At 59.2% G+C, this 11,899-nt stretch carries 4 protein-coding genes and 1 pseudogene; 2 read left to right on the top strand and 3 right to left on the bottom strand.

Features of this window, described 5'->3' with window-relative positions; translation table 11 throughout:
* Positions 1–347 precede the first annotated feature (347 nt).
* Both RYB66_RS26730 and RYB66_RS23040 read left to right on the top strand, forming a co-directional pair.
* Positions 348–449, top strand: a pseudogene (locus RYB66_RS26730) (hypothetical protein); the annotation flags it as partial.
* Between the two features lie 898 nt (positions 450–1,347).
* Entirely contained in the window at positions 1,348–2,226 is an 879-nt protein-coding gene (locus RYB66_RS23040) for a hypothetical protein (protein ID WP_316895545.1), read from the top strand.
* 209 nt (positions 2,227–2,435) lie between these two features.
* Here the strand turns inward: RYB66_RS23040 and recD are convergent, their stop codons facing one another.
* The 3 genes from recD to recC are packed head-to-tail and all read right to left on the bottom strand — an operon-like array spanning position 2,436 to position 11,697.
* A complete protein-coding gene (gene recD, locus RYB66_RS23035) occupies positions 2,436–4,535 on the bottom strand; it encodes an exodeoxyribonuclease V subunit alpha (protein WP_122351149.1) in 2,100 nt (699 codons plus the stop codon).
* Positions 4,532–8,224 carry an exodeoxyribonuclease V subunit beta gene (recB, locus tag RYB66_RS23030; RefSeq protein WP_316895542.1) on the bottom strand — a complete coding sequence of 1,231 codons (3,693 nt, stop codon included), beginning with the start codon at positions 8,222–8,224 and terminating at the stop codon, positions 4,532–4,534. The genes recD and recB overlap by 4 nt, the downstream gene beginning before the upstream one ends.
* Positions 8,221–11,697 (bottom strand): exodeoxyribonuclease V subunit gamma, encoded by a 3,477-nt coding sequence (recC, locus tag RYB66_RS23025; RefSeq protein WP_057404083.1) that lies wholly within the window; start codon positions 11,695–11,697, stop codon positions 8,221–8,223. Before recC ends, recB begins: the two co-directional genes overlap by 4 nt.
* Positions 11,698–11,899 lie beyond the last annotated feature (202 nt).

Genomic DNA, 11,899 nt, shown 5'->3' with positions numbered 1-11,899 from the left:
CGACACCGTTTTGTCTGGCGGTGTTGATGTTGGAGGTTTGGAATGTGAGTTCGGAGAGTGAGGCTCTGAAACAGACAATGCGAGAAAAGAATAGTGCAAGGGCAACCGCCGGCATCATCAGCGCTATTGTAGATCTGACTATCGCGCTGGAGGCGCTGACTGTAAAATTACTGGGTAGCCAACCAAAAGATTTTTTAAGTAGAAAGTCTCTGTGGGTAATCTCTGAAGAAGGCGCAGAACGCTGGCTTGGAAAGACACTTGGCGAAGTTGTAACCAAGCAAATCACCAGCCGCCTGATCGCTCAAATACTTTCAGGAAGTCTACTTTGCACTATCAACCTATATGACATTTGGTATGCATGGCAATGGAATGATCAAGCTATATATGGCTATCTGCTAATTTCCATGGGCGGTCTACTAAGCGCTCTTGGTTCGATAGTCGGGGGGCTAACGGTCTACTTCGGCCTCAATCCGCTAGGCTGGGCGGCGTTGCTGCTGATCGGCATGGGCGTGGGTTTGGTCATCATTATGAGCTCAACGCCACTGGAGTCCTGGTTAGCAAACGGACCATTCGGTGAGAGCCATTCAATTGACCTGTATTTACAGGACCCATTAGAGGCCTTTTACCGGCTGGCAAGCCTGCTTGCGGGTATCAGTATCTCAATAGAGAGAAATCCGGCTCACGAACAGCACGCCACATTTGATACCCACGCAAAAATACCGCATGCCATACGCAGCGCTGACACCGTCATTCGTTTAGAGAGCCGTCTACCAGGCGTTATTGGCAGCCTTCACAGTGTCAGCATTCAAGCCGACTGCCGTCACTGCCGCATTCTTGAAAGGATCAATAATCAAGGCGTTCCCTACCGGGCAACAGTTGAAGTCACAGATAAAGCAACACGCCCCAATGCGCAGCGCCTCTATCCTAATGCGATTGAGCTGTTTTTCACCACACCGACTACCCAGATCTCATCAACTGGCAACAGCAGGCATTATTATAAATGGGCTGTAAGGGCTCAGTTCGTTTTAACTCACGGAAGAGAGAATTTATATTTCCCATCGCCTCCGGTCAAAGACCCGACTAAATATAGTTCAAAATGGGCAGTACCAAATTTTGAAGTCATCAATCGACCCTTTTGGGCAGATGAAACAACGCATAAGGTATCTTTGAATGACTGAATCAAAGACACACACTTGCTATGGACATAAAGCCTATAACCCTCACAATATCCCTGAGCAAAGACCGTATATTCGAAAGTCACGCGCGACTTACAAGTTTCGCCTGCCATGGGGTCTGACTCAGCAAGTGGCTACACCAAGGATCGTTAGACAATCCACCCCAGAAAAAATGAGATTCTGGGAGAGGGTGAAAATAGAGGATGACCGAAAAAAAAACCTCGGAACCTATAAAGCCAGAATATTTGAAGACGTGGAGTTCCATCAGAATTTTGATCAGGAACGCTTTAGATTTTCACAGCTTCCATTCAGATCTCAATTCTGGATATTTATTCTACTGTTTGGAAAAGTAGGCTTCCTTATCCTCTTTCCAATTTCAATAATCTCACACATCGCTGTTGTCCACGCTTGCGATGACTCATGGCAACAGGTCACTGTCGAGCTGCTAATAGGCCTCTACCCGTTTTTGCTAGGCATTCCGTTGCTCAGCTGGCTTATCGGCCACATCGTAATCAATCACTTTCCCCGCCTCTGGTTCCGCCCGCCAAAAGGCCCACTCTGGGAGCTAAACCGCAGAACGGGTCTCGTCACAATCTTCGGCTACAAACGCCATCGAAAAGAAGGGGTGATCGAAGAGTTCATCGCGCCGTTCTACGAGTTCGATGCCTACATGACCACCACGCATGATCGTCATGGCTGCTATCACGGCCTGATGCTCCAGCATCGATACGAGGAGCAGTGCATCAACTTTCACGCATTACTCGGCCCTGATGATTTCCAGCAACGCCCCTGTGCTCTCTGGGACTTCCTGCAAAACTACATGGACACAAGCGGCCCGATTCCGGATATCCCGTTGTTTGAACCGTACCGGCACCTGGACCCGGTCACTGCCAGTTACGATCAGCAGCGCGGCCGCAACCCTCGTTACTGGATCGACATGGATAACGAGACGTTCAAAGCGGAAGTCGATGCCATGTGGCAGCGGGTTTATGCGATTGACACGTTTAGCCGACCGAATCTCATGGCGCGGTATGTGGATTATGGCGTGTGAGGTGTTGTGTCGGATCTGCGGCGGCCCTTAGACGGGCTGCCTCAGTTGCGTCTGATGTACCGTGTGCACCGTTGCTGCCGGTTCCCGGCAGTTCGCGGACGAGTCCGCTCCCACTGGCGCCCGGTCCGCTTCCGCTCCATCCGGGCAGACGCCAGCTTTTCAGAGCCTTCACGACTTTGCAGGCGGCTTAGGCGTGATCACGGGCAGGCTCAAAGCCCCAACATCAGCCCACTCAGGCGTTTGACCTTGCGGCGCAGGGCTTCTTCGAAGATGCCGTGGCGGGGTTCGATCAGGCTGAACCAGTGTTTGGCGCGGGTGATGCCGGTGTAGATGAGTTCTTTGGTCAGTACCGGGTTGAGCGCTTCGGGCAGGATCAGGGCGGTGTGGGCGAATTCCGAGCCCTGGGATTTGTGTACGGTCATGGCGTACACGGTTTCTACCTCATTGAGGCGGCTGGGCAGGACGAAGCGCACGCCATCGCTGCCGTCGTTGCGCGGGAACGCGACACGTAGCACTTGCTTGCCGTCGCCGTCGCGCTCGGGCAGGCGCAAGGTGATGCCAATGTCGCCGTTCATCAAGCCCAGGCCATAGTCGTTGTGGGTCATCAACACCGGGCGGCCTTCGTACCATTGCTGTTCGCTTTCAATCAGCTTCGCGTTGAACAGCGCATGAGTGATGCGCTGGTTCAGGCCTTCCACGCCCCACGGGCCTTTGCGTACAGCGCACAGCAGTTGAAAGGCGTCGAAGGCGCTGAGTACCGAGCGCGCCCAACGGGTCCAGCACGCGTCGTCCAGTGCCGAATCGTCGGCGGGCCGCTCGGCGGCGAGTACGTTCAGGTAATGCCGGTAACCCTGCGGACCTTGCTCGCCCCTGCCAAGACCGTCGAGGACCAGGCGTTCGAACTTCAGATCCTGTTCGCCCTTGAGGGCCAGGGCGAACAGGTCGTCGTGACTGCCCGCCGCAAGCAGCGCGCGGGCCTGTTGGTCCTGCTGCAGGTTGACCAGTCGGGCCAGCTGGCCGATGCCGCTGCCTTGGCCGAAACGACGCGAGTGGCGCAGCATCACCACTTGCTGGGCCAACGGATGCTGCTGTGCATCGCCCTGGCGCAAACCGCCCTTGCCAAGGTCTTCGCCGCTGACGGCTTCCAGCCAGGCCTGAGTTTCAGGGCTGTAAAAACCTTCTTCGGCGTCGCGACACAAATCGCCCAGTACGGCACCCGCCTCAACGGACGCCAACTGGTCCTTGTCGCCGAGCAGCACCATGCGCGCATGCGGCGGTAATGCGTCGAGCAGATTGGCCATCATTTCCAGGTCAATCATTGACGCCTCATCAACCACCAGCACATCCAGCGGCAGTAAATTGCCCGCATGGTGACGGAAATGCCGGGTGCCGGGGCGGCTGCCCAGCAGGCGGTGGACGGTGGTGACTTCGCTGGGGATTTTCTGCCGTACGTCGTCGCTGACATCCAGGCTCTGCACTTGCTGGCTGATGGACTCGGTCAGCCGGGCCGCCGCCTTGCCGGTAGGTGCCGCCAGACGGATGCGCAACGGCTGGCCACTCTGCACCGCCGGGGCCTGCAATAACGCCAGCAAGCGCACCACGGTTGTGGTCTTGCCGGTGCCAGGGCCACCGGTGATGATGCTGAAGCCCTTGCGGGTCGCCAGCGCGCAGGCAAGTTTCTGCCAGTCGATAATGGCTTGAGGCGCTGAGTTCGCAGGCCCGAACAGGGCATTCAGGCGCTGCGGCAGATCCTCCGGCGGCGTTTCGCTCTGCGCCAGGCGCTGACGCAAGGCTGCGGCGATACGCCGTTCATAGGTCCAGTAGCGGCGCAGGTATAAACGTCGCTCGGCAAGCACCAATGGTTTTTGCAGCGCCTCGGCACTTGAGTCTCCGACTTCGGCTTCGGCCACCAGCATGCTGCGCGCCAGCGCCTGGCACCAGGCGGCGCCATCCAGTGCTGCCAGCAGTTGCGAGGGCAGCAGCATTGTCCCGCCTTGCTGATCGCCCTCGGGTGGCAATGACAGGGCGAAGTCCGGTTCTTTCAGGGTTTCGTACAGATCCAGGCAGACATGGCCGTGACCGAGCTGATGGCTGGTCAGCGCCGCAGCCACCAGCACCAGTGGATCGGCGTGCGGATCGAGGTCACTGAGGAACGCGACAAATGCTTTGTCCAGCGCACGCAACCAGCCGCGCTCGACCCAGCGCTCCAGCAGGATCAACAGATCGCCGACGCGCGTCAGCGGACTCAATTCAGCGAGGCTGATGTCGTCCAGCGCGGTAGGCAACAGATCATCGAACGAGCGGCTCATGCCAATGCTCCCGGCAGGTCATGCGCTAACGGTTTACCCTGAAACAAAAGGTCCAGACTCTCTATCAGTTCGCGTGGTGGACGGACGAAATACGCGCCCTGAGAGACCGAACGGCTGCCGCGCAGGAACAGATACAGCGCACCGCCCATGTGCTGGTCGTAATCATAGTCGGCCATCCGTGCCTTGAGCTGACGATGCAACGCCAGCAAGTACAGGACGTATTGCAGGTCGTAGCGGTTGTCGAGAATGGCGGTTTCCATCGCCAGTTCGGTGTACGCAGTGTCGTCGGTGCCCAGCCAGTTGGACTTGTAGTCAGCCACGTAATAACGACCGTCGTGTTCGAACGTCAGGTCGATAAAGCCTTTGAACATGCCATTGAGCGAAACCGTCTCGGTCGCGGCACGCGGCGCGTTGTTGTGGGTGAAGCGGCGTACCAGGGCATCCATCTGCGCCACATTGACGTTGTTGCTGGCGAACCAGAATTCCATCTCTATGCGGTACTGATTGGGCTGGTCCAGCTCACCCAGCGCGACCGGTGTGGCATCCGGCGACAGACGCAACGGCATGTTCAGCATGTGCTGCAGCCAATCGCTCAGGGTATTGATCCAGCCCGCCCAACCGCGCCGATTGCAGCGCCGGGCAACGGCGTCCTGCAGTTTGTCCGGCGCGTGAGCGGTCACCGCAAAACCTTCGTTGCCAGCCCACTCAAGCAGTCCATGCAGAAAGGTGCCGGGGTTGGGGCCACGCGGAAAGCGGTGGATATCGCCGCCGCTGGTCAAAATGTCACGCGGCGCTTCAGGGTCCAGGCGCTCGTCGTCGAACAGCTTCTGTGCCTGCGGGCTGTCAGGCGATTCATCGGCACCGGTGGTTACGGTGTCGCCGATACGCAGGGCGCTGTAGGAGGCGATCCACCAGTTCTCGGCAGCGCGACGTTTGGGTACCAGCAGTTTGACCAGCGCGGCTTCGTTGCGCGGCGCACTGAAGCGTTCGTCAGTGGGCTCGGGAACAGGCTGCAAGGCAATCGCATCACAGCCTTGCGCGAGATCACGCAGCCAGACTTTCAGCTCTGCCGACTCGGCCAGCGCAACACCGCCACCCAGCAAATAACCCAACGCCGAACGGTGCAGCATCGAGTTGCTGGCATTGCCGCGTTTGAGGTCGGCAACGCCCAGCCAGCAAGCGTGTTCGGAACGGGTCAGCGCCACGTAGAGCAAGCGCAGGTCTTCGGCCAGACGTTCTTCATCGGCTTGCTGAATCAGCGCTTCGGTGGGCTGCAGGCTGATCTGCGAGTTGCCGTCGGTGTCATGAAACTGCAGTGGCAGGCGACTGCCGTCCACGGGTTTCGAGGAGCAAATGAATGGCAGGAATACCAGCGGATATTGCAGGCCCTTGGACTTGTGGATGGTCACCACCTTGACCAGTTGCTCGTCGCTTTCCAGACGCAAAATCTGTTCTTCGCCAGCCTGACCGGACAGTGCCAGGTGGTCGCCAAGATGCCGAATCAAGGCCTGTTCGCCGTCAAGTTCGGCGGCGGCCTGCTGCAGCAGTTCAGACAAGTGCAACAGGTTGGTCAGTACTCGCTCACCGTCGGTGCGCGTCATCAATGTCTGCGGCAGGGCAAAGTCGTGTAGCAGGCGGCGCAGCATCGGCAGCACGCCCTGGCTGCGCCATACGGCACGATAGCCACGAAACTGCATAACGCGCCGTTCCCACGCCAGCTCGTCCTGATTCAGACGCTCCAGCTCGGCCAGCGGCAGGTCAAGCGTGATACATGCCAGTGCGGCACGCAGCGTACGTTCGGAATCGGGCTCGGCACAGGCTTTGAGCCAGGCCAGAAGGTCGTGGGCCTCCTGAGCGGCGAACACTGAGTCCTTGTCCGACAGATAAACACTGCGCACGCCACGCGCGCTGAGTTGCTGACGCACCGCCTGCGCTTCCTTTCCATCGCGGACCAGAATCGCAATGTCGGCCGGACGCAGCCCGCGCAGCGGTTTATCAAGCATGGCGAAACCGGCACGGCCCTGTTGACCGGCGTTGAGCAGGCGCACGATCTCGCTGGCGCAACTGGCCGCCAACTGTTGGCGATAAATAACCCCGGACACCGGCTGTTCGCTTTCAAGATGCCAGACCGTCAGTGCAGTCAGTGGCGCGCCGTTGACTTCCAGGGTCTCTTTGCGCCCTTGGGCCAGCGCATCGGAGAACGGCACCTGATTGCCTTGATCATCACGAAACAGAAACGCTCCGCGGCCTTGCGGACGTTGCTCTGCGCGCGTGAAGACATGGTTGACCGACGCGACCATTGCATGGCTGGAGCGGTAGTTGGTGTCCAGCGTGTGCCAACGGCCATCGGTGGCCTGCCGGGCGCGCAGGTACGTATAGATATCGGCACCGCGAAACGCATAGATCGCCTGCTTGGGGTCGCCGATCAGGAACAGCCCGGTCTGCTCGTCGTTACCCTCAAGGCGATAGATGCTGTCGAAGATCCGGTACTGCACCGGGTCGGTATCCTGAAACTCATCGATCAACGCTACCGGAAACTGCTCACGAATCAGGGTGGCCAGACGTTCGCCGCCAGCACTGTGCAGGGCGGCATCGAGCCTGAGCAGCATGTCGTCAAAACCCATCTCGGCACGGCGCCGCTTCTCTTCTTCAAAGCGGGCGCTTACCCACTGCGCCGCATGCTGCAACACCGCGGCATCCGGCTTGGGCAGGCTGTCCAGCGCAGCTTTCAGCTGTGCCATGGCCTCGAAAGCAGGATGTGAAGGCGGATCACTTTTCCAGGCTTCGGCAACACCTTCCGGGGTCAGGCGAGTGAAACCGGTTCCCAGGTCCAGCGTTTCCTGTGTGTCGTCAGCGGCCCATGCGGCAAGCTTTTCAAACCAGGGCTTGAAGTAGCGCTCCTGCATCTTGCGGCCATCGACCACTTTGCGGGCTACGGCGTCCTGACAGAGCGCATACAGCTCTTCAGCCCAGGCGGCCCAAGGCGCTTTCAGGGCAGCGAGCGCTGCTCGGCGCTCCTGCAATGACGCCTCGATCAGTTCGGCGGGCTCTTGAGTGAGCGGGCTGCGATCACGACCAAACAAACCTCGCACACGCGGCAACAACGCCGCCGGACCGCTCAGATTTTCCCGCACCCAGGTCAACGCGTCGCCGCTCATGGGATAGCAGAAGCGGCGCCAGTAGTCGCGCAACACTTCACCGAGCAAATCGCTGTGGTCGGTTTCCAGGGTCTGGGTGAACAGGCTGCCGCTGTCGAATGCGTGTTCGCGCAACATGCGCTGGCACCAGCTGTGAATGGTCGAGACGGCGGCTTCGTCCATCCACTGTGCGGCGATGTCCAGACGGCTGGCACAGGCCGGCCACTGCTCGGCCTCGAACTGCTCGCGCAGCTCGGCAATCAAACCGTCAGGTGCGGCAATCTCGTCACGAAAGAACCGCGCAGCTTCCGCCAATCGGGTACGAATCCTGTCACGCAGCTCTTTGGTAGCGGCGTCGGTAAAGGTCACCACGAGGATCTGCGGCGGCAGCAATTCACGACCAAAGCCTGACTGTTCAGTGCCGTGCCCAAGCACCAGGCGCAAGTACAGGGCGGAGATGGTGAAGGTCTTGCCGGTCCCGGCGCTGGCCTCGATCAGTTGACTGCCGCGTAGCGGAAAGCGCAGTGCCAGAGGAAGGGAATGTTCGTTCATGCGCCACCCTCCCCGCCAGACAACGACTGCCAGGGCGCATCGTAAACCGGTTTGTAGAGCGTCTCGCACCAGCCTGCAAACTCTTCACTGTCGACCAGCGCGTCAAAGTCCGGAAACTGTCGGGCCAGCGCGGTGCTTTCGCGGCGCTCACCATCAGTGGTCTGTCCGTCACCCTCGTAGGCCTTGCGGGCTGCTGCTTCGGCTTTGTCGGCGGGCTGGCCCAGCCAGGCAAATGCGGTTTTGACGGCGACTGGTAAAGGCTCTTGCATGCCGCGTAGCCAAGCCATAAGCAAGTGATTCAGCGTGGTAATGGCCGCGTCCTTGTCCAACGGTTCGAGCATGAGGGTTTCGTCACTGGCGACCAGTGCCGTGTGCAACGGCAGCTCGCAGGCGCAGGCAACCAGGTGATTGACCCACGGCCGAATCAGCCGGTGCCATTTGCGAGTCTTTTTCGAGCCGATGCTGTTGGGAATCGCCGTGACCAGCAACAGCTCACCACGAGCGTTACGGTGCAGCCCGCCAAGCCAGCCATCGATACTCACACTGCCATGGCTGAAACTGATCGGTAATGCGCTGCTCAACGTTTCGGGCCAGAGGGTCAACAGGTCGTGGTAACGCTTGAGGACGTCTGGCAACGGCTCGATCAGCTCGCTCTGCATCAAGGTGCCGAACCCCGCGAGCGGCAGCAGGCCACTGGCTTGCAGTTTCAGTGCCTGGGCTTTCAGGGCGACATCCATATCGTCAGGGGAAGCCATCGCTGCGCTGAGCAGGCTTTCACTGAGGCCGTAACGCTCAAGCGCATCGAGCACGAACGGTTCCTCATCGGCGAGCGGCGCTTCGGCGACTTCGAAATAGATCTTCAGGCGCTGGCTGAAGAAATGCTTCACCGGGTTTCTCAGGAAGTCCTGTAACTGTGCAATGGACAGGGGTTCTTCCTGCTCATGGGGGGGAAGCGCTTGAGGTATGGGCACCTGAAGGTCGGTTTCATGCAGCAGGCGCCACTCGCGGGCGAAGCTGAAATACCCCGTGCCTGCATGGAAGTAACTGGCACTGAAAGGCTGCAGCGGGTGATCCACAGTCAGCGCGTTCAGCAAACGCTCGCCATCGTCCTGCTTGCCGTCCGGTTCGGTCTCGCCAGCCAGCTTCCAGCCACTGGCCAGGTGATCGCGCAATTGGCCAATCAGAACCGATGCAGGACGCTCGCTGTTGTCCCGAATGCTGTGGCCAACCCAGCTGATATAGAGCTGGTCTCTGGCCGAGAGCAGCGCTTCCAGCAACAGGTAGCGATCGTCTTCACGCCGCGAACGGTCGCCGGGACGGTAGTCGCTGCCCATCAGGTCGAAATCCAGCGGCGGTTGCGCGCGCGGGTAATCGCCGTCGTTCATGCCCAGCAGGCAGACCACTTTGAATGGAATGGCGCGCATGGGCATCAGGGTGCAGAAGTTGACCGAGCCCGCCAGAAAGCGTTGGGATAGACGCCCCTGATCAAGCCCGGCCAGCCAGGCCTCACGCACAACGGTCAACGGCAGCTCATCGGTCAGCCCTACCGCTTCACAGGTTTCCAGCCAGTTTTCGCGCAGTGTTTCAAGCTGAGCGAGCAGGTAATCGTCGTGTTCGCTGTCGGCGAGGAAGAACAACTGCAACAGCGATTGCAGGCGCGTTCCCCACGTGTACGGAGTTGCGGGTGTCGATAATTCCGTATGGGCCACCTGAAGCGCGTCAATCAGCGCTACCAGTGGGCCGATCAATGCGGCATCAAGCCCGCCAATCTCATCGTAAGGCTCAATGCCGTCGTAAGCGTCACCTGCACCCACGGCGTAACCCAGCAGCATGCGCCGCAGACCAAAATGCCAGCTGTTCTGCTCCAGCGCATCCGGCAACCCCAGACCGGCACGCTGCTGTGCGTTGAGGCCCCAGCGAATGCCGGCGCCTTCTATCCAGCGGTGCAGCGTTGGCAGATCGCGCTCCTGAATCCTGAAGCGCGCGCGCAAGGCGGGAACGTCGAGCAGGTCAAGGATTTCGCTGACCGGGAAGCGGCTGTCCGGGAGTTTGAGGAGGTGTTCAACGGCAATCAGCAAGGGTTCGCGGCCACGTTGCCCCTGGTCGGCCAGCGTAAAGGGAATGAAGCGCCGATCTTCGCGTTCGATTTGCCCGAATACCGCTCGTATGTGTGGGGCGTAGCTGTCGATATCCGGGACCATGACAATCACGTCACGCGGGCGCAGGCCCGGGTCTTTGCTGAACCGTGCCAATAGCTGGTCATGCAGCACTTCCACTTCGCGCTGCGCACTGTGCGCAACATGGAAACGGACCGAGCGATCTTCCAGCGGATCGACTGCCGGCCAGAGCTCACGGGTTTCATCCAGCGGGCGTAGCTCGAGAATATCGTCCTGCAACTGATTCAGCAGATTGGTGGGCTCGACTTCACTGAACAGATCAATCCGCTCATCCTTGAACGAAGAGCGGTAGCTGCGCGGATCATCATGGCTGTCCAGCAAATTGATGTAATCGCGACCCTGCTTGCCCCAGGCAGCGAGCAGCGGGTGAGCATGCTGATGCAGCGCTTGCGGGTCGAGGACCATCGGCATTCCGGTCTTGCGCGCCTGGCGTTTGTACTGGTGACGCAACAGGTCTTTGTCGGCGACGATATCAGCCCAGTGATGGCGACACGGGTTGTGAACGCAGAGCAGAACCTGGCTGAACTTCGCCAGGCCCGCCAATGCCTCGAGCGCTTGTGCGGGCAGCGAGGAAATGCCAAAAACGATGACGCGTGCCGGCAAACCCGGAGGCGTTTCGGTCATGCTGCCGATGCGCTCGATGAAACGCTGATGTACACCCGCTCGGCTCTGCGACATACCTTTGGCACCGACATCATCCAGCAGCGCGCGCCACAGCTCGGCTTGCCAGCAATTGGCGGCTGACAGCGGTCTGGCCTGACCTCGCCCATCGCGCAATTGATGGCGGCCAGCGGCCCAGTCCTCCAGCCAGTCGGCGCGGTAAACCTGATATTGGTCGAACAGATCTGACAGGCGCTCGGACAATTGATAGCGCTTGCGCAGATCAGTGTCGTCGGTCAGGAAACGCTGCAGAGGCTCGAAGTGCGGCTGATTGATAAGTTCAGGGAGCAAGCGCATCAAGCGCCAGGTCAGCGGGGTCTTGTCGAGCAAGGAAGTCGAGGGGATTTCATCGCTTCCGAGAACCATGCGGTACAGCGTCCACATGAAGCTACCGGGCAATTGGACGTCTATGGCTGCGGCAATGCCACAGCCACCGCTATCTTCATCCTGAGCGTCCTCGGCCAACGCCAGTTTCAACCACTGCGCAATGCCGTTGCTCTGCACCAGAGCAATCTCGTTTTCCAGGGGGGCCAATGGATAACGTCGCATCCACGACACCACCAGACTGCGCAGCTCATCCGGGCGGTTGCCTTGAACCACCATGAAACCTGCACTCAGAGAGGTTGTAACGGACATGCTTGCTTCCTTGACCGGTGCGTAGAACCTGATGCCGAACCATAAGGGCAAGCGCGCTGGATTGCCATAAGCATGTTGGTCTGAATGACTGCCGGAGAGGTGTGTTTATGAGTTCAGGAGAATGCAGAGGTTTGTGGAACCCCAGAAAAACAAAAACCCTCAACGCGTAAGCGATGAGGGTTTCTGGAATTTAATCTTGACG

The sequence above is a fragment of the Pseudomonas syringae group sp. 243L2 genome (assembly GCF_032587875.1).
GTDB classification, from domain to species: domain Bacteria; phylum Pseudomonadota; class Gammaproteobacteria; order Pseudomonadales; family Pseudomonadaceae; genus Aquipseudomonas; species Aquipseudomonas amygdali.
The sequence above is the reverse complement of the archived record's forward strand: the minus strand, read 5'-3'. Positions and strand labels throughout refer to the sequence as shown.